This window comes from Streptomyces sp. NPDC058646 (assembly GCF_042716875.1).
In the GTDB taxonomy this organism is placed as follows: Bacteria; Actinomycetota; Actinomycetes; order Streptomycetales; family Streptomycetaceae; genus Streptomyces.
On the sequence record NZ_JBHXRK010000005.1, the window covers coordinates 148,949 to 169,158 of the forward strand.

Genomic DNA, 20,210 nt, shown 5'->3' on the forward strand with positions numbered 1-20,210 from the left:
CCACGGAGGGGACGGATCTCCGCGTACCGCGTACCGCGTATCGCGTATCGCGTATCGCGTATCGCGGGCGTATCGGAAAGCGCATACGCCACCGCAACCGCCCTCCGTCTCCCATGGGGGCATGAACCACCACGCACCCCGGTCAGCACCGCCACGCCGCACGCGCAGGATCGTGCTCCTCGGCCTGGCGGTCCTCGCCGTGGCGGGCGCCGCGTTCCTCGTGCGGCGGCCGCTCATGATGGCCGCTCCGATGTGCATGGCCGGGCAGTGGCACGGCTGCTTCGACACGTTCAACGGCGTGGTGCTCATGACGCTGGTCGCGCTTCCGTTGGCCGCGCTGGTGGTGTGGGCTCTGGCGCGCGGTCGGCGCGCCGCCGGCGTCGCATCGGCGTGGCGGATGTCGCTGGCCGAGGTGGGCATGGTCCACGGCACGGTGCCGTTCGTGTGGATGACCATGATGCCGGGGGCCGGGGCCAGCGTCGTCCCCGGACGGGTGAGCCTGGAACCGCTGCGCGACCTGCTCGTGATGGGGCCGCTCGGGATCGCCGGCAACCTGCTGGTCTTCGCGGCGCTGGGGTTCTTCGCGCCGATGCGGTTCGCGGCGCTGGCGTCCGTTCCGCGGATCCTGGCGCTCGGGGCGGGCTGCTCGCTCCTGGTCGAGACCGCACAGTACGTCCTGCGGCTGGACCGGGTGTCCTCCGTGGACGACGTACTGGTCAACGCCACCGGCGCCGCGCTCGCCGCGCTGGCGTCCCGCCGCTGGTGGCGCGCTGCGGCGGAAGCGCCGTCGGACCGGCCCCGCCCCGTGCTCGCACCGGCAGGCTGATCCTCCGCTCAGGTGGGCACACGTCTTCGCGTACGCCATCGCATACGTCGCGGATACGGTGTGCTGCTTAGGCTGCGGACATGCGCGTACTGATCGTCGAGGACGAGCCCTACCTGGCCGAAGCCGTCCGGGACGGTCTCCGGCTGGAGGCGATCGCCGCCGACATCGCGGGCGACGGCGACTCCGCCCTGGAACTGCTCAGCGTCAACTCCTACGACCTCGCGGTCCTCGACCGCGACATCCCCGGCCCTTCCGGCGACGAGGTCGCCCGGCGCATCGTCGCCTCCGGCAGCGGCATCCCGATCCTCATGCTGACCGCCGCCGACCGGATCGACGACAAGGCTTCCGGGTTCGGGCTCGGCGCCGACGACTACCTCACCAAACCCTTCGAACTGCGGGAGCTGGTCCTGCGGCTGAGGGCGCTCGACCGCAGACGCGCGTACGCCCGGCCCCCGGTCCGCGAGATCGCGGGTCTACGGCTCGACCCTTTCCGCCGGGAGGTCTTCCGCGACGGACGCTACGTGGCGCTCACCCGCAAACAGTTCGCGGTGCTGGAAGTCCTCGTCGCGGCCGAGGGCGGAGTCGTCAGCGCCGAGGAGCTGCTGGAACGGGCCTGGGACGAGAACGCCGACCCTCTCACCAACGCCGTGCGCATCACCGTCTCCGCACTGCGCAAACGGCTCGGCGAACCTTGGGTCATCGCCACGGTGCCCGGCGTCGGCTACCGCATCGACACGCACGGGCACCTTCGACCCGATGCCGAAGACGAGGGAGGGGACCGTGCGTAGAGCGCCCGGGTTGAGCGTTCGGTCCAAGCTCACCCTCAGCTACGCCGGATTCCTGATGCTGGCCGGCGTCCTGCTGCTCGCGGCGGTGTGGGTGTTCCTCCTGCGTTACGTCCCCGAACGCGCGACGCTCATCGTCCCCTCCGGCACCCCCACCCCCGGCGTCTTCCCCATCCGGTCCAACCTCCTGCGCGTCTTCGCCCCGAGGGCGGCCGCGGTCCTGGCCTTCCTGCTGGTGCTCGGCCTCGTGGGGGGATGGATCCTCGCCGGCCGGATGCTCGCACCCCTCACCCAGATCACGGCTGCGGCACGGACGGCCGGTAACGGGTCGCTGTCCCACCGGCTCCGCATGACGGGCCGCCAGGACGAGTTCCGTGAACTCTCCGACGCCTTCGACTCGATGCTCGAACAACTCGAGTCCCACGTCGCCGAGCAGCAGCGGTTCGCGGCGAACGCCTCCCATGAACTGCGCACCCCGCTGGCGATCTCGCGGACGCTCCTCGACGTCGCCCGCAAGGACCCCACGCGGGACCGGGACGAACTCGTCGAACGCCTGAGCGTCGTCAATGCGCGGGCGATCGATCTCACCGAGGCCCTCCTGCTGCTCAGCCGCGGAGACCGCGCAGACTTCACCCGCGAGCGCGTCGACCTCTCCCTCATCGCCGAAGAAGCCGCCGAAACGCTGCTTCCCCTCGCCGAACAGCGCCGGATCACGCTCGACGTCACCGGCGGGACGGCCCTGACCAGCGGCTCCGCGCAGCTCCTGCTGCGGATGGTGGCGAACCTCGTCCAGAACGCCATCGTCCACAACCTGCCCGTCGGCGGTACCGTGACGGTCCACACCGAGGCGCACGGTGACACGAGCGTGCTGCGGGTCGAGAACACGGGCCGTCCGCTCCCACCGGAACTGGTGCCGACCCTCACCGAACCCTTCCAGCGCGGTACGGAACGCGTACGCACCGACGAGCACGCCGGTGTCGGCCTCGGCCTGGCCATCGTGCACAGCATCGTCCGCGCCCACGACGGGACCCTCGACCTCACCCCCCGCCCCGCCGGCGGCCTCCTCGTCACCGTCCGGCTCCCCGGCACTGCGTAGGCATCGTCCCCGAGCCGGACTCAGCGGCCCCTGCTGCGGCCTGTCGTGACGTCACGCGATGCCGGGCGTGGTCGCCACGTCGCCACGGAGCCCCTCCAGGTCCGAGCACACGTGCGGAAGCCCGCGGGGCAGACGTGACCCCCGCAGCGCGCCTGGCAGACGGGCTGCCGGCGGGCCCGGTACAGCGTGCCCCGCGCTGGCCCCGGCCCCCCGCCCCGGCCCCTCCAGGCGACCCTCGTAGCCCCACGGCCTTCACCGGGAAGGGCGTCGGGCGAGGGCGGTCGTGCGCCGTGCTCGGTCGCACCGGGCCGCCCGAGGGACTGCCCGCCCCGCGCGGCGGGTTCACCGGGCGCACCCGCCCCGCGCGGCCGGTTCACCTGGTGCGCGGGGCGGAGCGGTACGCGTCCCGGCCCGGACTTCGGCTACGCCGTGGGGCCGGGGCGGCTGCGCCGTTCGGCCTGAGCGGCCGGGGCACCCGCCGTCACGAGTGCCTCCAGGTGTGCACGGCCCCGGGCGAGCTGTCCGGCCAGTCCGGCGGCTCCCGGGTACCAGCGTTTTTCGTACTCCCAGCAGAGCCAGCCGTCCCCCGGTACGGCGGCCACCGCCTCGGCGAGCGGCAGCACACCCTCTCCGAGACCCAGCGGGGTGAGCTCCCGGGCCGACGCGACGTCCTTCACCTGTATGTAGCCCAGGTGCCCGGCCAGGGCCTCGCGGGTCTCCGCCGGGGCCTCGCCCCCCAGCCAGGTGTGCAGTACGTCCCACAGTGCGCCGGCGCCGGGGTGCCCGACCCTGTCCAGCACCCGCGCGACCGCCGCGCCGGTGCGGTGCGAGTCGTGGGTCTCCAGCAGGATCCGCACACCGTGCCGCTCGGCGAACGGCGCCGCAGCCAGCAGCCTGCGCACGGCATGGGCGTCGGCCGCCGCCTCGGGCAGGCCGGCACCGCCGGGGAAGACCCGTACCGCGGTGGCCTCCAGGTCGGCGGCGAGCCGGACGAGGGCGTGCAGCTCGGCGAGGACCGGCCCGTCGTCGCCGGGCGCCGCCACCTCGGCGTATCCCGCTATGCCGAGCACCGTGACGCCCGCCGCCTCGACGGTCCGCAGAGCCGCGGTGCGCGCGGCGGCCGGGCTGCCGGTGTGCAGCGCCTCCTCAAGGTGGGCGCGCAGTTCGAGGCCGTGGTACCCGTGGGCGGCAGCCAGGGCCGCGCTGCGCTCGAGCGGGGAACCGGGCAGGCCGAGTGTGGAGAAGGCGTACTTCACGGGCTGCTCCCTCCCGCCCGCGGCGGGGCGGTGGACCCCCGCACCATCAGTTCGGTGGGCAGGGTGGTGATGCCCCCCGGGGGCGGCAGCCTGCGTCCGGTGACCAGGTGGGCGGCGAGCACACCTGCCTCCCGCAGAGGCACGCGGACGGTGGTCAGCGCGGGCGCGGTGTCGACACAGAAGGGGAGGTCGTCGAAGCCCGCGACGGAGACGTCCTCCGGGATGCGCAGGCCCGCCTCGCGCAACGCTGCTGCGACACCGGTCGCCACGGTGTCGTTGGCAGCGGCGACCGCGGTGAAGGGCGCACCGCGGCGTATCAGTTCACGGGTGGCGTCGTAGCCTGCGGCGCGTTCGAACCCGGCGTGCACGGTGAGGGGCGCGCAGGCTTCGGGCAGGGAGGGGTCGTGGCGCAGCAGGGCGGCGCGGTGGCCGGCGAGCCGTTCCCGGGTGGTACTCAGGTCCGGGGGGCCTGCGACGTAGGCGATGTTCCGGTGGCCGAGTGACAGGAGGTGTTCGGTGAGGCGGAAGGCACCTCCGTGGTCGTCGAACATCACGGTGGCTACGGGCAGCTCCTCGGGGACCGGCAGGGGAGGTCTGCCGCACAGGACCACCGGGGCGCCGGCGGCCGCCAGCCGTGCGACGCGGGCGGTCAGTGCCGCGGTGTGACCGGGCTCCTCGACGGCGCCGCCGGTCAGGACGACCCCTCCGGCCCGCTGGCCCTCCAGCAGGGTGAGGTAGGCCAGTTCGGCCTCGGGGGCGCCTTCTGTGTTGCAGACGACGGCGAGGCGGCGGGCGTCCGAGCCCCCGGCGGGTGCGAGGGCGCTCTGGAGGGAACCGGCAAGGATCCCGAAGAAGCTGTCGGCGACGTCGTGGACGAGCACGCCGACGAGGTCGGAGGTGGCGGCCGCGAGCGCGCGGGCGGGACCGTTCGCGATGTAGCCGAGCTCTTCGACGGCCTGCTCGACACGGGTCCGGGTGCCGCCTGCCACCGGGTAGCCGCCGTTGAGTACGCGCGAGACCGTCGCGGGCGATACCCGCGCGCGGGCCGCGACTTCGGCGAGTGTCACCGCCATCGTGCACCTCCCTTTCCCTGCCCCTGTGGGAGCCGGGGTCATCGTCTCATCCGGTCCGTCGATCTCCATACTCCTCGATCGCGAAAGCGCTTTCTATCCCTCGTACGAGTGTTGCATCAAGCGGATCCTCCCCCCTAGCCTGAGTGGGATGAAAGCGCTTTCTATCCCGCTTTCCCTGTCGCAGGCACGAAGGAGGGGACACCGTGGGACGCAGGACGATCAAGATCGCGATGAACGGCGTGACCGGGCGGATGGGGTACCGCCAGCATCTGGTCCGCTCGCTGCTCGCCCTTCGCGAGCAGGGCGGCCTGGACCTGGGCGACGGCACGACACTGTGGCCGGAGCCGGTCCTCGTGGGGCGGCGGGAGACTGCCTTGCGCGCCATCGCCGAGGAGCACGGGCTGCAGCACGTGAGCACCGACCTGGCGGCCGTGCTGGCCGATCCGGAGGTCGAGGTCTATTTCGACGCCCAGGTCACCAGCGCCCGCGAGAAGGCGGTACGGCAGGCCATAGCCGCGGGCAAGCACGTGTACTGCGAGAAGCCGACGGCCGTGAGCTTCGCGTCCTCGCTGGAGCTCGCCCGGCTGGCCGCCGCCCGGGGGATCAAGCACGGCGTGGTCCAGGACAAGCTGTTCCTGCCGGGGCTGCTGAAGCTGAGGCGGCTGATCGAGGGCGGGTTCTTCGGCGAGATCCTTTCAGTACGCGGGGAGTTCGGGTACTGGGTGTTCGAGGGGGACTGGCAGCCGGCGCAGCGTCCGTCGTGGAACTACCGGGCGCAGGACGGCGGGGGCATCGTCGCCGACATGTTCCCGCACTGGGAGTACCTGCTGCACGAGCTGTTCGGCCGCGTCCGCACGGTGCAGGCCCTCACCCGGACGCACATCGGCCGCCGCTGGGACGAGGCGGGCAAGCCGTACGAGGCCACGGCCGATGACGCCGCGTACGGGACGTTCGAGCTGGAGGGCGGCGCCGTGGCACAGATCAACTCCTCCTGGGCGGTCCGGGTCCACCGCGACGAGCTGGTGGAGTTCCAGGTGGACGGCACGCACGGGTCGGCGGTCGCCGGGCTGCGCGGCTGCCGGATCCAGCACCGCGGGACGACGCCCAAGCCGGTGTGGAATCCGGATCTGCCCCAGGGCGAGGACTTCCGGGCGCAGTGGCAGGAGGTCCCGGACAACATCCCGTCCGACAACGGCTTCAAGGTTCAGTGGGAGCTGTTCCTGCGGCACATCGTGCTCGACGAACCCTGGCGGTGGGACCTGCTCGCCGGGGCGCGCGGGGTACAGCTCGCCGATCTGGGCCTGCGGTCCTCGGCCGAGGGCCGGCGGCTGACGGTGCCGGAGGTGACCCTGTGAGCATCCGACTCCCCTCGGCCGGCGGCGGACACCGCCTGTACCGTCCGAACGCTGACCCCTTCCCTCCGCTGACCTGCGGCCCGGCCGGCGCGCGCATCTTCTGTGCGGCCGCTCACGTGGTGGCGGACCCGCTGGCCGCGTCGGCCGAGGCCGGGCCGGTCGTGGACTGGGAGGCCACGCTGGCCTTCCGTCACCGCCTGTGGGCCCAGGGACTCGGTGTCGCCGAGGCCATGGACACCGCGCAGCGCGGGATGGGCCTGGACTGGGCGACGGCGGCAGAGCTCATCCGGCGTTCCGCGGCCGAGGCCAGGGCAGTGGGCGGTCGGCTCGTCTGCGGCGCGGGCACCGATCAGCTCACCGCCGGGGTTCCGCACTCCCTGGCCGTGATCACCGCGGCGTACGAGGAGCAGCTGGCGCACACGGAAGCCTGTGGCGCGGCAGCGGTCCTGATGGCTTCGCGGGCTCTGGCCGCCGCAGCCCGCGGCCCGGAGGACTACCTGGAGGTGTACGGGCGGCTGCTCCGGCAGAGCGCGCGACCGGTCGTACTGCACTGGCTGGGACCGATGTTCGACCCGGAACTGGCCGGCTACTGGGGCCACGACGACCTCGACGAGGCCACCGGCACCTTCCTGAAGGTCATCGCTGAATCCCCGGAGAAGGTGGACGGGATCAAGGTCTCGCTGCTGGACGCGGAGCGGGAGGCCGACATCCGCCGGCGGCTGCCCGCGGGAGTCCGCTGTTACACGGGGGACGACTTCCACTATCCGCAACTGATCGCCGGTGACGGCGAGCTGGCCAGCGACGCTCTTCTGGGGATCTTCGACCCGATCGCCCCGATCGCCGCCCGGGCCGCGCTCGCGCTCGACCGGGGGGACACCACGGGCTTCCGGGAGTTGCTGGATCCGACGGTCCCCCTGTCGAGACACCTCTTCGCACCGCCCACCCGCTTCTACAAGACCGGGGTGGTCCTGCTGGCCTGGCTCGCCGGATACCAGGAGCACTTCACGATGGTGGGCGGGCTGCAGTCGGCCCGGTCGCTGCCCCATCTGGCGACGGCCTACGAACTGGCGGACGGGTTGGGCCTGTTCCCGGACCCCGAACTTGCCGAGGACCGGATGCGACGGCTGCTCGCGGTGTACGGGGTGACGTCATGAGCATCTCCTCCCCCACACCCGCCCTCGCGTCCGGGCCGGCACCGGCGCGCTTCAGCCTCAACCAGGAGACGATCCGCCAGTGGTCACTGCCCGACCTGGTCACTGGGTGCACGGCGGCCGGAGTGGGTGCGGTCGGACTCTGGCGGGACCCGGTGCGCGGGTTCGGGGTGCGGGAGACGGCGAAGATAGTCTCCGGCGCCGGGCTGCGCGTCAGCTCCCTGTGCCGCGGCGGCTTCTTCACCGCCTCCGACCCGGCGGGAAGAGCCGGGGCGCTGGAGGACAACCGCCGGGCCGTGGAGGAGGCGGCCGAACTCGGCGCGGACACGCTGGTCCTGGTCTCCGGCGGGCTGCCCTCAGGCGACCGCGACCTGGTGGGGGCCCGTGGACGGATAGCCGACGTCCTCGGCGATCTGGCCCCATGGGCCTCGGCCCACGGGGTTCGGCTGGGCATCGAGCCGTTGCATCCGATGTTCGCCGCGGATCGCTGTGTCGTCTCCACCCTCGGCCAGGCCCTGGACCTCGCCGAGCAGTTTCCCGCGGAGCAGGTCGGAGTGGTGGCCGACGCGTACCACCTGTGGTGGGACGAACGGCTGCCGGCTGACTTGCGCCGGGCCGGTGAGGGCGGGCGCATCGCGTCCGTGCAGGTGGCCGACTGGGTGACTCCGCTGCCCGAAGGGGTGCTGCTGGGGCGGGGACAGCTGGGCGACGGATCGATCGACCTGCGAGCCTTCAGGGAACTGGCTGACGCTGCCGGCTACCGGGGGCCGGTGGAGGTCGAGATATTCCACCCGGGCTTGTGGGCCCGGGACGGCGAGGAGGTGCTGCGGGAGGTGATCGCACGCTACCGCGCACACGTGGAGTGAGCGGCCGGCGGGTGGGCCGCAGGGGAACGGGGTGGACGGCATCCGGCGGGATGCCTACGATCGTGATCACGGCATCGCGTGTCGGTCACCGACTGGGTGAGGCATGGAGGCGCCCGTGACGTGCCTTTCGGAGGCATTCACTGATGGCAGTAGAACTGAACCACATGATCATCCACTCCCGTGACAACAGGGAGTCCGCCGGATTCCTGGCGCACATCCTCGACCTCGAGGTCGGCACCGAATGGGGCCCCTTCGTCCCCGTCGAGGTCAGCAACGGCGTCACCCTGGACTTCGTCACCATCCCCGCCGAGTCCATCACCTTGCAGCACTACGCGTTCCTCGTCTCCGAGGAGGAGTTCAGCGTGGCGTTCGGGAAGATCCGGTCGGCCGGAATCCCGTACTACGCCGATCTGCACGGCAAGCGGCCCGGCGAGATCAACCACAACGACGGCGGGCGCGGCGTCTACTTCCCGGACCCCGCCGGGCACGGCATGGAGATCATCACCCGCCCGTACGGCTACCAGGAACCCGGCGGCGCATAGGGGCGTCCGACGGTCCCCGGCGCTCGGCAGGCGCCTCGATGTGCCGCGGCTCTCGTCGCCCGCCCGCCGGGGACCACGGGGCAGTCCGCCGCTGCTCCGACTCATGAACGGCTTCGCCGGTGCCGTGGGCGCGGCACGCAACCCGTAGTACGGCTGCGGCCGCTCCTCCTGATCCGGGAGCGGATCACCGGGCCCGCGCGTCATCAGGCCCGTGCGCGTCATCAGGCCGTGCGGGTCATCCGGTCCATGACCGCGACCGGCACGGCCGGGTTGCGTGCGGCGGCCTCCGCCGTCGCCTCCTCGCCGAGCAGCCCGACCAGGACCGGTACGGGGAGCGCGGGGTGCCGGGCGGCCACGGCCCGGACAGCGGAGGCCGGGTCGGAGAGCAGGCGTACGGCCGTGCCGGGCGACAGCCGGGGGTCGGTCGCGGCACGCAGCCGTACTTCGGCGCCGGGGTCCTCGCTGAAGCGTTCCACCAGCCCGGGCGTCGAGTCCGGGTCGTCGAGGGCGAGCTGTCGCAGGCGCGGGTGCGGGTGGTCGGCGTACCGGAGGAGGTCGCGGCGCGGGAAGTTCGGGTGCCCGTAGGGGCGGTCGGGGGTGGACAGGCTGCCGTCCCACCACTGCCAGACCTCGAGCAGCAACTCCGAGGGCGCGTCGTCGCACCGCTCGGCGAGGAAGAGCCGTACGACCCGGTCCTCGTCCCGGGCCAGCCTCTGCACCACGTCCGGCGGGAGCCGCCGGGCCGTGGCGACGCTGCTGCGCACCAGGAGGTGTGCGGAGGCGGCGAGGCGGCACATGGCCTCCGGGTCCTCGTGCAGGGCTTCCACCCACGGGAGCGGGATCCGGTTGCGGGACGGGTCGACGACCACGCGGACGGCGGCGCGCTGCTCCTCGGTCAGCTCGGGCCGTGTGGACACAGTGAGGCGTACGTCGTCGTCCGGGTCGGCGGCGAGCCGTTCGACGAGGTCCCGGTCGAGGTACGGGTTCGCGGCCAGGGCCCGCCTCGTCCGCGGGTCCTCGTCCGCCGTGAGCAGTTCGGCGAGGCGGCGCTCCAGCCGGTAGCCGCCGACCAGGTGGCTGCCCCGCTCCGCGGCCTCGAAGAAGTCGGCCGTGAGCGGTACTTCCTCGTGCCTGGCCAAGGTGACCGCGGTCCGCACGGCCGGGGCCGGGTCCTCGGCCAGACGGGCGCGTACGGCCTCGTCGAGGTCCGGCCAGCGGGCCACGCCACAGGCGGCGGCCCGGACCCTCGGGGCCGGGTCGGCCGCCAGAACGGTCCGCAGCCGCGGGGGCAGCGTGGCCGGCCCGGCCACCGCCTCGCGGACCAGGACGGACGGGTCGGCGGCGAGCACCTCGTACGCCCGGTCCGTCAGCGCGGCACCCGCGTCGGCCGCGGCCCACAGCATCAGGTGCCGGATGCGCGGGCGCGGCTCCCCGAGGAGCAGCCTGGACCAGTGCTCGGCAGACAGTCCGAGGTGGGAGGCGGCCTCGGCCAGCCGCCCTCGGACGGCGCCGTCCGGGTGGTCGGCGGCCGCGTCCAGCACCGCCTGGGGCAGGTCACGGCGCCAGAGCAGCGCCGGGGTGGTGTCGAGCAGCCGCACCAGGATCCCGTCGGGGGCGGCACGGTTCCAGACGAGGCCGTTCCGGCGAGCCGTTCGCAGCCGGTCACCGACGGTGTCCGCGTACTCCAGCCGGTCCCACTCTCCGCCCCCCTGGTCTTCTTCCATACCCGGACGGTAGACGATGCCGCTGGGTGCTCTGCGCGGGGTGGAACCGTCGCCCGACGTTCCGGCGCCGTCACCGCCGCATGCGTAACGGAACGGTCCTACCGGCCGGTCACCCGGGCTGCACAGCGCATGATCTGTCCACACCGACAACGTCTTGGGGGACCTATGCGCACCAGCCACGCGGCAGCGCTCGTACTCGCTCTGCTCGCCGCCACCGGCTGCAGCTCAGCGGGCAGCAAAGCGCAGCCCGCACCGACCGTCACGGTCACCGTCACCGTCACCGCGACACCGGAGCTGACGCATCAGCAGATCCTCGACGCCACGGCCGAGATCCTGGCGTCCGCCAGCGCCGGCTCCGCTCCCAGTGCGTCACCGTCACCCGCACCGGCCGGACCGGCCGGACCGGCGAGGAGCATAGGCCCCGGCACGTACCTCGTCGGCGAGGACGTCGCGGCCGGCACCTACAAGACGCCCGGCCCCTCCAGCTCCTCGATCCCGAACTGCTACTGGGCGCGGAACAAGAACGACTCCGGCGAGTTCTCCGCGATCATCGCCAACGGGAACCCCGAGGGTCCGACCCGCGTGACGGTCAAGAAGGGCGAGGTCTTCGAGACCAGCGGCTGTGAGGCCTGGGAGATCGTCAGCTGACGGGGCAGGCCTTCGGCGACGCGACGCGTACGCGCCGCCCGCCCACCGGCGGGCGGTCCGCCGGAGCCCCGGGAACACGGCAACGCCCAGGCGGGATCAGGATCCTGCCTGGGCGTTATCGGCACAGCGGCACTTCGATGGTGCAGGGGCGGCAGGATTCGAACCTGCGGCCTTCGGTTTTGGAGACCGGCGCTCTGACCAGCTGAGCTACACCCCTTCGGCGAGACCAACGATGACACGGCGCGCTCCGAAGATCCACTGAATTCGTTGCGCAACCGGGTGGAAAACGGGGCCCGGAGGCTCCGAAGGCGATCGAACAGCCCCCGCAGGAAAACGTTTTCGCTGGTCAGCGCCCCACCGGACGAGGCGGACCGGAAGGCCGACGAATCCGGTTGCCGTCCGCTGCATGAGACGGCGGGCGGCCGGCGGCGGCCGGCGCCGCCGATGTCGTCGCCGCGCCCGGTCCAGTTCGGCCCGCCCTCTTGACCCACTCTGGTCCAGACCAATAGTTTCCGGCATGCACAGCGCACGCGCACCCGCACATTCCCCGCAGCCGCAAAGGAAGCCCATGCGCCGCAGCATGCTCGGCAGACTGGCCGTCGCCGCCTGCTCCCTCTCCCTGCTGACCGCCTTCGCGCCCGCCGCAGGCGCGCACGGTGACGAGCGGGCGGGCGGCCACGACCGCGCCCACCGAAAAGTCGGCTACTTCACCCAATGGGGCGTCTACGGACGGGACTTCCAGGTCCAGGACCTCGACGCGAACGGCTCGGCCGGCAAGCTGACCCACATCAACTACGCCTTCGGCAACGTCAGCGCGGACGGCAAGTGCTTCACCGGGAACGTGCCCGGCGAAGCTGATGCCTGGGCCGACTACGGCCGCCCGCTCGACGCCGCGAACTCGGTCGACGGCGTCGCCGACACCTGGGACCAGCCGCTCGCCGGCAACTTCAACCAGCTGCGCGAACTGAAGGCCAAGCACCCGGGCCTCAAGGTGATGATCTCGCTGGGCGGCTGGAGCTGGTCCACCCACTTCTCGGACGCCGCCCTCACCCCGGCGTCCCGCAAGGCCCTCGTGGAGTCCTGCATCGACCTCTACATCAAGGGCAACCTGCCGCAGGACGGCGCCCGCGGAGGCGAGGGCGCGGCCGCCGGCGTCTTCGACGGCATCGACCTGGACTGGGAGTGGCCGGGCTCGGCCGGGGACGCCGACACGAAGTTCCGGCCGGAGGACAAGCGCAACTTCACGGCGCTCGTGCAGGAGTTCCGCACGCAGCTCGACGCCTATGCGCGCAGCCAGCGGAAGAAGTCCTGGTACGAGCTGACGGCCTTCGTCCCCACTGCCCCCGCCAAGATCGACGCGGGCTTCGACGTCCGCCGGATCATGCGCGACCTGGACTTCGTGACCCTGCAGGGCTACGACTTCCACGTGTCCGGCGAGAAGACCACCGCCCAGCAGTCCGCGCTCCACGCCCGCAACGACTTCAGCGTCGACGGCACCGTGGACGCCTGGCTGCGGCGCGGCGCGCCCGCGAGCAAGCTGGTCGTGGGCATGCCGTTCTACGGTCAGGGCTGGACCGGCGTCACCGGCGGCGGGGACGGCATGGGGCAGCCCGCAGCCGGGCCCGCACCGGCCACCTGGGCCGCCGGGTACGAGGACTACAAGGAACTGAAGGAGCTGGCGGGTTCGGGGACCTACCAGGTCCACCGCGACCGCCGGGGCGGTCACGCCTGGCTCTTCGACGGGACCACGCTGTGGACCTACGACGATCCGCAGGTGCTGCGCACCAAGTCCCGGTACGTCCGTGACCGGGGACTGGGCGGGGCGATGTTCTGGTCGCTGGACGGGGACACCGCCGACGCCGAGCTGCTGACGGCCGTCGACCGGGGTCTGCGCGGCCGCTGACAGCGGCCTCCCGGCGAGGCACACAGACCGGCGCCGCCGGGCCGCGGAAACCGATCCGGCCCGGCGGCGCCCTTCATGCGCCGGGGATCCGAACGGCCCGCTACGCGCCCCGGTGTGCGGCTGCCAGCGCGGCGGTCCGGGAGAAGGGCGGGACGTACCCGGTGCCACCCCGGCCGGACACCGACAGGGAGGCGGCGGCGGTGCCGTAGGCCACGGCGTCCTCGAGGGTGTCGCCGAGGGCCAGCCGGGCGGTGGCGGTGCCGGTGAAGCAGTCCCCGGCACCCGTCGCGTCGACCGGGGCGGGGTTGACCGGGACACGGTGACGGGTGACCGACCCGCCCGTGTCGAGCAGCAGCCCGCCGGCGCCGGCGGTGACGGCGACCGTACGGGCCCCGAGGGCGCGGCAGCGGGCGGCGGCGGCGCGCGGATCGCCGGTCCCGACCAGGGCCTCCGCATCGCCCGGGCAGGAGGTCTTGAGCAGGCCGGTCAGCGGCGCGAGCCGAGCCAGCAGGTCCCGAGCCTGCGCCCGGCCGGTCAGCCGCGAGCGGAAGTTGGGGTCGTACGAGAGGTGCCCGCCCGCCGCGTGCACGGTCTCCGCGGCGGCCAGTACGGCGGCGCGGCTGCTCGCCGAGAGGGCTCCCGTGATGCCGCTGGTGATGAGCGCGGCGGAGCCGGTCAGCAGGTCCCGCCAGGACGCGATGTGGCGGACCGACAGGGTGGAACCGGCGCTGCGCGTACGCCAGTAGACGAACGCGCGGTCGCCTTCGGTGTCGGCGGAGAGCAGGTAGGCACCGTTCGGGTGCGGGGCCCGCCGTACGTGGGAGACGTCCACGCCGAGTGCGGCGGCCCGGGCCAGCAGGGGGACGCTGAGCTCGTCGTCGCCGACGACGGCCAGAAGGGCGGTCCGGGCCCCGGCGGCGGCCGCGGCGGCCGCCGCGTTGAGGGCGTCGCCGGAGTAGGAGATCCGGGCCGGCGTCCCGTCGGCGGCGTCCCGCAGGGCCGCGTCTGCGTGGATCTCGACGAGCACCTCGCCGAGGACCAGGACGTCGTACCCGCCCGGCGTCGCGGTGGACCGGATCGCAGTGGACCGGATCGCGGCCGGCTTCGCCCCGGCCCCGGTCACGGGCGGGGCTCCGGGGTGCGGTGGGCGCAGCGGGCGCAGCAGGGAAGGGCCAGCTCGGCGAAGACCGCGGCCAGTTCGGCCGGGTCGGCGGGCAGGCCGTCGCCGATGCCGACGGCGGTCGCCCCGGAGGTGAGCCACTCGTGGACGTCGCCCGGCCGGATGCCCCCGGTCGGGATGATCACGGCCTCGGGGAGCACGGCCTTGAGGGAACGGACGAAGCGCGGGCCGCCGACGTGGGCCGGGAAGACCTTGGCCGCGCCCCCGGAGCGGGCGGCGGAGGCGATCTCCCCCGGGGTGAAGCCGCCCTCGACGAAGGCCGCTGCCCGGCGGCGGGCGACCTCGCGGACCTCGGGCGCCGGGTACGGGGAGACCAGGAAGGCGGCACCCGCATCCAGGGCGGCCTCGGCCTGCGCCGCGGTGGTGAGGGTGCCCACGCCGACGAGGGCCCGGCGGCCGTGCGCATCGGTGAGCGGGGCGGTACGGGTGACGGCCTCGGCCCAGCCGGGGGTGGAGGTGGTCAGCTCCACGGCGCGGCAGCCCGCCGCGAGCAGGGCCGTGACCTGCCGGACCGCCCCGTCGGCATCGGCGTTGCGCAGCACGGGCAGCAGGCGCTGGGCGGCTATGACGGCGTACGGATGGCAGGACAAGGAACCCTCCCTCTGTTCCACGTAGTGGAACGGGGTATCGTGTGCCGGAACCATGTGGTCTAGACCCTACACAGCCCGGGAGATCCCGTGTCAACGGACGCGACACACGCAGACAGCGAGAGCGAAGCCGCGGAAGCGTCTGCGGAACCGGCGGCGGAGCCGGCCGGCACGGCAGGGCCGGCGGAGTCGGGGCGCAGCCGCGGGGGCCGGACCTCGGCGGCCGGCACCGCTCTCGAGAAGTCGCTGCGGGTCCTGGAGGCGGTGGCCGCGCCCGGCGGGCCGCACCGCCTGACGGACGTCACGGCGGCGGCCTCGGTCCCGAAGTCGAGCACCTTCCGCATCCTGGCCTCGCTGGTCGAGCAGGGCTTCGTCCGCTTGGAGGGCGAGAGCCGCTACGGGGTGGGCCCGCGGCTGCGCGAGCTGTCCGCACGGGTCAGCGGCGGGGAACCGCCGAGCATCGGGCGGATCCTCGGCGAGCTCCAGCGGGCCACCGGCCAGACGGTGCACCTCGCCCTGCACAGCGGGCAGACCATCACCTACATCCGGAAGCTGGAGGGCGACCAGCCCTTCCAGACGGCCTCCCGGGTCGGCATGCGCATGCCCCTGCACACCACCGCGATCGGCAAGAGCGTCCTCGCGCACCTGCCGGCCGAGGAGGTGAGGGCCCTGGTCCGCGCCACCGGCCTGCCGCGCCGGACCCCGAGGACGCTCACCACCGCGGCGGCGCTGCACACGGACCTGGCGGCGGTGCGCGCCCGCGGCTTCGCGCTGGACGACGAGGAGAACGAGGCCACCATCCGCTGCATCGGCGCCGCCGTCCTGGGACCGGGCGGCCGCCCGCTCGGCGGGGTCAGCATCACCACCGTCACCTTCCTCGTCTCCCGCGAGGAGCTGGAGGCGTACGCGCCGGCCCTGCGCGCGGTTACGGAGGCCCTGGCTCCGCTGCTGTGACGGCGGCGCCGAGTTCGCGGGCGAGCCGCAGGTGCCGGTGGCCGGGCTCCAGGCTCCGCCCGGCCACCGCGAGCGTGCCCACCAGCAGATCGCGGGCCTCCTGCCGCCGCCCCTCGGCGATCAGCGCCCGGGCCCATTCCAGCCGGGAGTGCAGCGCGTGCGGGTGCTCCTCGCCCAGGACGGCGGTGCGGTCGGCGACCAGGGCGGCCCAGGAGCGCACGGCCTCGGCGGAACGGCCGGCGCGGGCCGCGAGGGCCGCGCCCGTGGCACGGACGGCCAGGGTGTGCGGGTCGCGGGGGCCGAGGACGCGCTCCGCGTCCGCGCGCAGCGCCGCCGTCTGCCGCTCCGCCTCGGCCGTCCCGGCCGCGGAGCAGCCCTGCGGGGCGCGGAACCAGATCAGGCCTCGGCGGGCGGCCAGCACGTGGGGGTGGTCCGGACCGTGGAGCGCCAGCCGCTCGGCCAGCAGCGACTCCAGTTGGCGGGCCGCCGACCGGGGGTCGCCCGCCACGCCGGTGAAGTAGGCCAGTTGGTGCCGGGCGGCCAGGGTGTCCGGGTGGCCGGGTCCGAGCGCCGCCCGGGTGTCGGCCACGAGGGTGGCGAACCGGGCGGCGGCGGCCCGGGCGTCGCCGGCCTCCCCGGTGAAATGCGCCAGCTGGTGGCGGGCGGCGAGGGTGGCGGGGTGGCGGGGGCCGAGCCGCAGTTCCCGCCGCCGGGCGATGCCCGCGAGGTCTGCGGCGGCCCTGCGCGGACGTCCCGCGTCACCGACGGCGAGGGCCAGCGGCAGTTCGGCCTCGGTGACCCCGCCGCTCCTGGCCCGGGTGAAGGCCAGTACCGCGCGGCCCGGCCGCGCCTCCTGGTGGGCGACGAGCCCCATGTCGTAGGCGTCCTCGGCCCCGGCCAGGGCCAGCAGCCCCTGCCAGAGGTGGTCGGGTACGGGCCCGAGGCCCGGTGCGTCCAGCAGGCGGCCGCAGGCGGTGTACCCGCGCGCCCGGCCGCCCGTCAGCAGGGCCCCGGTGGCGCCCTCCGCCGCGCGTGCCCAGTCGAGGGCCTCCGCGAAGGACTCGGGCCGCAGGGCCGCGCCGCCGCGCGCGGCCAGGTAGGGCGGGTGCAGGGCGCGCAGCCACTCCCCCGCAACCGGGCGGCGCAGTCCGGCGCGGCGGCAGTCCACCGCGGCGGCCACCACGGCCGCGCCCCGCGGACGGGCACCGGCTGCCCAGCCGCCCTCCCACCGGGCCGGCAGTCCCGGCCCGCCCGCCAGGGCCTCGGCGACGCCGAAGCGCTCCCCCGCGCCCAGCGCGGCCGCGATCCGCGGATCGCCCCGGTGCCCCCCGGCCCTGTGCCGCTCCGCGGGGGACCACGGCCGGTCGAGGCGGACGACGACGGCCCGGCGGAGCAGGTCCCGGCCGTCCCGCCAGGCGTCCTGGTCGGAGCCGACGAGTCGGCTCGCCTCGCGGGACCCGTACCGCACGTACTCCTCGGTCCGCATCGTGGCGACCACCACCACCCGTCGCATTGCGTCCAGTTGGGCGGTGGTGAGGCCGGCCGCGCCGAGGAAGTCCTCCAGGTCGTCCAGCCACAGCACGGCCCGCCGGCGGCGCCCGGCGACGCGTACGGCCTCGGGCAGCGCGGAGCGGTCCAGCGGGCGGACCAACGCGTGCCGGGGATGGAGCGCACGGGCGGTTTCGTACGCGAGCCGGGTCCTGCCCGCCAGCGGCTCGCCCACCACCAGCACGAACCCGGGCCGGGACAGGGCCGCGCGCAGCTGCGCCCCCGCGTCCCGCTCGACGTACGCGGGGGTCGCGGCGAAGTCCCGCCCGCGGTGGGCCTCCGTACGGCCGGCCTCCGCCGGCCCGCTCCGCCCCGCACGGCCCTGCCCCGGCCGGCCCTCCCCGGGAAGGTCCCTGGCCGGACGGGCTCCGACCGGTTCGGGCCGGTCCAGGTGGCGCAGCCGTGGGATCCGCCCGGCCGGGGTGCGCAGCAGCGGTCCGGGGGCCGCGCCGCCGGGCCGCGCCGCGGGCCTGGGCCGGGCGGCGATCAGGACGGTCGCACCGGCCACGGCCGCCGCGAGGGAGGCGCACGCGGCGAACCGGCTCCAGGTGCGAGCGGATTCCCGTAGGAGCCCGGATTCCCGTAAGAGCAACGTCGGCATGCCGCCCCCCACATACGTCTCGGAGTCACCCGTTCGGCCGTTCTGTGGTCCGTTGACCTCAACGGTCGGACCCGCGCCCGGAGTTCCCCGCTCCGCGGGTCGCGGTCCCGGAAGGCACCCGGGGGACGGAGGGCTCCAGAAGGTGATGCTCCGGACTTCCCGGACGGGTTCGGAGTCCCCGGACGCCGGCGGCCCCGGGGGCACGGCGGCGAGGGCGGCGACGGCGCCCGAGCCGTGGAATGCGATGCTGTCGGCGCCGCGGCGGACAACCCGCACGGCTCTCCCCGGGAGGCCGGGAACCAGTCCTCGGGATAAGTGTTATCGGAGCCCCGCTCGACGGTCTCCCAGTTATTGGGCATCATCGACCGCCGGTACGGACAGGGATTCATCACATGACTACACAGCACACGGCAGAGCTGGTGGCAGCGGCCCGCGCGGGCGACCCCCGCGCGCAGGACGCGCTGGTCAGCGCCTACCTTCCGCTGGTCTACAACATCGTCGGCCGGGCCCTGGGCGGCTCCTGCGACGTGGACGACGTGGTGCAGGACACGATGCTGCGGGCGCTCGACGGCCTGGGCGGCCTGCGCGCGGAGGAGAGCTTCCGGTCCTGGCTGGTGGCGATCGCGATGAACCGCGTCCGGGCCTACGGGCAGGCCCGCCGGAGCGGCTACGGCGAGAGCACCCTGGAGACGGCGGCGGACATCGCCGACCCGGGCGCGGACTTCGCCGACCTGACCGTCGTACGCCTCCAGCTGGAGGGGCAGCGCCGCGAGACGGCCCGTGCCACGCGCTGGCTGGAGCCGGACGACCGGGCGCTGCTGTCGCTCTGGTGGCTGGAGTGCGCCGGGGAGCTGACCCGAGCCGAGATGGCCTCGGCCCTGGAGCTGTCCCCGCAGCACACCGCGGTCCGGGTGCAGCGGATGAAGGCCCAGCTGGAAGCGGCCCGCGTGGTGGAGCGGGCGCTGGACACGCAACCCCCGTGCGACGGGCTGCGCACGGTCACGGCCGGCTGGGACGGCCGGCCCTCGGCGCTGTGGCGCAAGCGAATAGCCCGGCACGCGCGCGAATGCGTGCGCTGCTCCGGGCTGTGGAGCGGCCTCCTCCCGGCCGAGGGGCTCCTCGCCGGGCTGGCCCTGGTCCCGGTCTCGGCGGCCCTGCTGGCCGGCGTACGGGCGGGCGCTGCGGCCGACTTCGCCCTCGCGGGCTCGGCCACCGGCGACGGCACGGAAGCGGGATTCACTGACGCCGCGCACCAGCTCAGCCCGGTCGACACCGCCCACGGCGGCCGGGGCGCGCTCCGCAAGCGGCGGCAGAGCCGCCGCCGGGTGATCGGGGGCGCGGTGCTCGCCGCGTGCGTCGCGGGCGGTGGCCTGGTGTACCTCGGCACGCTCCCCGAAGCCGGGCGTTCGGAGGCCGGCGGCGCACCCGCCACCCCGCTGGCCGCACTGTCGGCCACGGAGCCCGCCGCGCTGCCCTCGGAGTCGGCTTCGCCGTCCCCCTCTGCTCCGCCCTCCCCGTCGGCTTCCCCCTCGGCCTCCGCCTCCCCGAGCCCGTCCACCGCGAGCCCGAGCCCGAGCGCCTCCCCGTCGCGCAGCAGCTCGCCGACGCCGCGCGCCTCCGCCCCGGCTCCGGCTCCCGCGCCGCAGGGCGCGGCGGGCCAGGTGGTCGCCCTGGTCAACAGCGAGCGGGCGGCGGCCGGCTGCGGTCCGCTGCAGGAGGACCCTCAGCTGCGCACGGCCGCGCAGGGGCACTCCGACGACATGGCGGCGCGGGACTTCTTCTCGCACACCAGCCCGGACGGCTCGGACCCGGGCAAGCGGACGACGGCCGTCGGGTACCGCTGGTCGACGTACGGCGAGAACATCGCCAAGGGTCAGCAGACCCCGCAGCAGGTGATGGACAGCTGGATGAAGAGCCCGGGCCACCGGGCGAACATCCTCAACTGCTCCTTCAAGGACATCGGCGTGGGCATCCACCAGGGCAAGGGCGGTCCGTGGTGGACGCAGAACTTCGGCGCCCGCACGTGACCGCGCTCCCTCGCCTCCGGCGGGCCCGCCCCCGCGTCGAGGGGCAGGGCCGCGCCGGTACCCGACACGACCGCCCCCGTGCGTCAGA

17 protein-coding genes and 1 tRNA gene are annotated in these 20,210 nt (G+C 74.3%); 11 read left to right on the forward strand and 7 right to left on the reverse strand.

All coding sequences use genetic code 11. The features are described from left to right. Nucleotides 1-121: 121 nt before the first annotated feature. The 3 genes from ACFWUZ_RS08635 to ACFWUZ_RS08645 all read left to right on the forward strand — a co-directional run bounded on the left by ACFWUZ_RS08635 (nt 122) and on the right by ACFWUZ_RS08645 (nt 2,707). Nucleotides 122-826 carry a VanZ family protein gene (locus ACFWUZ_RS08635; protein ID WP_384369274.1) on the forward strand — a complete coding sequence of 235 codons (705 nt, stop codon included), beginning with the start codon at nt 122-124 and terminating at the stop codon, nt 824-826. A gap of 80 nt (nt 827-906) precedes the next feature. Further along, a complete protein-coding gene (locus ACFWUZ_RS08640) occupies nt 907-1,614 on the forward strand; it encodes a response regulator transcription factor (protein ID WP_384369277.1) in 708 nt (235 codons plus the stop codon). Further along, nucleotides 1,607-2,707: a sensor histidine kinase gene (locus ACFWUZ_RS08645; protein ID WP_384369280.1), complete on the forward strand. Its 1,101-nt coding sequence runs from the start codon at nt 1,607-1,609 to the stop codon at nt 2,705-2,707. Before ACFWUZ_RS08640 ends, ACFWUZ_RS08645 begins: the two co-directional genes overlap by 8 nt. A 422-nt stretch (nt 2,708-3,129) precedes the next feature. Here the strand turns inward: ACFWUZ_RS08645 and ACFWUZ_RS08650 are convergent, their stop codons facing one another. Continuing rightward, complete coding sequence (locus ACFWUZ_RS08650; RefSeq protein WP_384369282.1) at nt 3,130-3,963, reverse strand: sugar phosphate isomerase/epimerase family protein; 834 nt, start codon at nt 3,961-3,963, stop codon at nt 3,130-3,132. Then, on the reverse strand, nt 3,960-5,036 hold the full coding sequence (locus tag ACFWUZ_RS08655; protein ID WP_384369285.1) for a LacI family DNA-binding transcriptional regulator: 1,077 nt from the start codon (nt 5,034-5,036) through the stop codon (nt 3,960-3,962). Before ACFWUZ_RS08655 ends, ACFWUZ_RS08650 begins: the two co-directional genes overlap by 4 nt. Nucleotides 5,037-5,266: 230 nt before the next feature. Here ACFWUZ_RS08655 and ACFWUZ_RS08660 point away from each other — a divergent pair, with 230 nt between their 5' ends. The 4 genes from ACFWUZ_RS08660 to ACFWUZ_RS08675 all read left to right on the forward strand — a co-directional run bounded on the left by ACFWUZ_RS08660 (nt 5,267) and on the right by ACFWUZ_RS08675 (nt 8,950). After that, entirely contained in the window at nt 5,267-6,391 is a 1,125-nt protein-coding gene (locus tag ACFWUZ_RS08660) for a Gfo/Idh/MocA family protein (RefSeq protein ID WP_384369683.1), read from the forward strand. Continuing rightward, complete coding sequence (locus ACFWUZ_RS08665) at nt 6,388-7,545, forward strand: dihydrodipicolinate synthase family protein (protein ID WP_384369288.1); 1,158 nt, start codon at nt 6,388-6,390, stop codon at nt 7,543-7,545. Before ACFWUZ_RS08660 ends, ACFWUZ_RS08665 begins: the two co-directional genes overlap by 4 nt. Further along, nucleotides 7,542-8,408, forward strand: a complete 867-nt coding sequence (locus ACFWUZ_RS08670; protein WP_384369291.1) for a sugar phosphate isomerase/epimerase family protein — start codon at nt 7,542-7,544, stop codon at nt 8,406-8,408. Before ACFWUZ_RS08665 ends, ACFWUZ_RS08670 begins: the two co-directional genes overlap by 4 nt. A 143-nt stretch (nt 8,409-8,551) precedes the next feature. Next, complete coding sequence (locus ACFWUZ_RS08675) at nt 8,552-8,950, forward strand: VOC family protein (protein WP_384369294.1); 399 nt, start codon at nt 8,552-8,554, stop codon at nt 8,948-8,950. A gap of 221 nt (nt 8,951-9,171) precedes the next feature. Here the strand turns inward: ACFWUZ_RS08675 and ACFWUZ_RS08680 are convergent, their stop codons facing one another. Next, complete coding sequence (locus tag ACFWUZ_RS08680) at nt 9,172-10,674, reverse strand: PE-PGRS family protein (RefSeq protein WP_384369297.1); 1,503 nt, start codon at nt 10,672-10,674, stop codon at nt 9,172-9,174. 165 nt (nt 10,675-10,839) lie between these two features. On the opposite strand from ACFWUZ_RS08680, the gene ACFWUZ_RS08685 reads away from it, so the two are divergent. Further along, complete coding sequence (locus ACFWUZ_RS08685) at nt 10,840-11,322, forward strand: hypothetical protein (RefSeq protein ID WP_384369300.1); 483 nt, start codon at nt 10,840-10,842, stop codon at nt 11,320-11,322. A 143-nt stretch (nt 11,323-11,465) separates the two neighbouring features. On the opposite strand, the gene ACFWUZ_RS08690 is transcribed toward ACFWUZ_RS08685, so the two are convergent. Beyond that, a tRNA-Trp gene (locus tag ACFWUZ_RS08690) sits at nt 11,466-11,539 on the reverse strand. Between the two features lie 351 nt (nt 11,540-11,890). On the opposite strand from ACFWUZ_RS08690, the gene ACFWUZ_RS08695 reads away from it, so the two are divergent. Beyond that, nucleotides 11,891-13,225: a glycoside hydrolase family 18 protein gene (locus ACFWUZ_RS08695; protein WP_384369303.1), complete on the forward strand. Its 1,335-nt coding sequence runs from the start codon at nt 11,891-11,893 to the stop codon at nt 13,223-13,225. 100 nt (nt 13,226-13,325) lie between these two features. Here the strand turns inward: ACFWUZ_RS08695 and ACFWUZ_RS08700 are convergent, their stop codons facing one another. Further along, a complete protein-coding gene (locus ACFWUZ_RS08700; protein WP_384369306.1) occupies nt 13,326-14,348 on the reverse strand; it encodes a PfkB family carbohydrate kinase in 1,023 nt (340 codons plus the stop codon). Continuing rightward, nucleotides 14,345-14,995 (reverse strand): bifunctional 4-hydroxy-2-oxoglutarate aldolase/2-dehydro-3-deoxy-phosphogluconate aldolase, encoded by a 651-nt coding sequence (locus tag ACFWUZ_RS08705; protein ID WP_384369309.1) that lies wholly within the window; start codon nt 14,993-14,995, stop codon nt 14,345-14,347. The genes ACFWUZ_RS08700 and ACFWUZ_RS08705 overlap by 4 nt, the downstream gene beginning before the upstream one ends. Before the next feature lie 87 nt (nt 14,996-15,082). Between ACFWUZ_RS08705 and ACFWUZ_RS08710 the strand changes: the two genes are divergently transcribed. Beyond that, the gene (locus ACFWUZ_RS08710; protein ID WP_384369312.1) at nt 15,083-15,946 is read left to right on the forward strand and encodes an IclR family transcriptional regulator; all 864 of its coding nucleotides are present in this window, start codon (nt 15,083-15,085) and stop codon (nt 15,944-15,946) included. Here ACFWUZ_RS08710 and ACFWUZ_RS08715 read toward each other — a convergent pair. Next, nucleotides 15,918-18,095: a tetratricopeptide repeat protein gene (locus ACFWUZ_RS08715; RefSeq protein ID WP_384369316.1), complete on the reverse strand. Its 2,178-nt coding sequence runs from the start codon at nt 18,093-18,095 to the stop codon at nt 15,918-15,920. The genes ACFWUZ_RS08710 and ACFWUZ_RS08715 overlap by 29 nt on opposite strands. A gap of 392 nt (nt 18,096-18,487) precedes the next feature. On the opposite strand from ACFWUZ_RS08715, the gene ACFWUZ_RS08720 reads away from it, so the two are divergent. Beyond that, the gene (locus tag ACFWUZ_RS08720; RefSeq protein ID WP_384369318.1) at nt 18,488-20,122 is read left to right on the forward strand and encodes a sigma-70 family RNA polymerase sigma factor; all 1,635 of its coding nucleotides are present in this window, start codon (nt 18,488-18,490) and stop codon (nt 20,120-20,122) included. Nucleotides 20,123-20,210 lie beyond the last annotated feature (88 nt).

Coding starts and splice junctions, on each gene's coding strand:
- ACFWUZ_RS08655 (WP_384369285.1), bottom strand. CDS start 5,036: ATGGCGGTGACACTCGCCGAAGTCGCGGCCCGCGCGCGGGTATCGCCC.
- ACFWUZ_RS08640 (WP_384369277.1), top strand. CDS start 907: ATGCGCGTACTGATCGTCGAGGACGAGCCCTACCTGGCCGAAGCCGTC.
- ACFWUZ_RS08670 (WP_384369291.1), top strand. CDS start 7,542: ATGAGCATCTCCTCCCCCACACCCGCCCTCGCGTCCGGGCCGGCACCG.
- ACFWUZ_RS08720 (WP_384369318.1), top strand. CDS start 18,488: ATGACTACACAGCACACGGCAGAGCTGGTGGCAGCGGCCCGCGCGGGC.
- ACFWUZ_RS08635 (WP_384369274.1), top strand. CDS start 122: ATGAACCACCACGCACCCCGGTCAGCACCGCCACGCCGCACGCGCAGG.
- ACFWUZ_RS08715 (WP_384369316.1), bottom strand. CDS start 18,095: ATGCCGACGTTGCTCTTACGGGAATCCGGGCTCCTACGGGAATCCGCT.
- ACFWUZ_RS08660 (WP_384369683.1), top strand. CDS start 5,267: ATGAACGGCGTGACCGGGCGGATGGGGTACCGCCAGCATCTGGTCCGC.
- ACFWUZ_RS08695 (WP_384369303.1), top strand. CDS start 11,891: ATGCGCCGCAGCATGCTCGGCAGACTGGCCGTCGCCGCCTGCTCCCTC.
- ACFWUZ_RS08675 (WP_384369294.1), top strand. CDS start 8,552: ATGGCAGTAGAACTGAACCACATGATCATCCACTCCCGTGACAACAGG.
- ACFWUZ_RS08685 (WP_384369300.1), top strand. CDS start 10,840: ATGCGCACCAGCCACGCGGCAGCGCTCGTACTCGCTCTGCTCGCCGCC.
- ACFWUZ_RS08680 (WP_384369297.1), bottom strand. CDS start 10,674: ATGGAAGAAGACCAGGGGGGCGGAGAGTGGGACCGGCTGGAGTACGCG.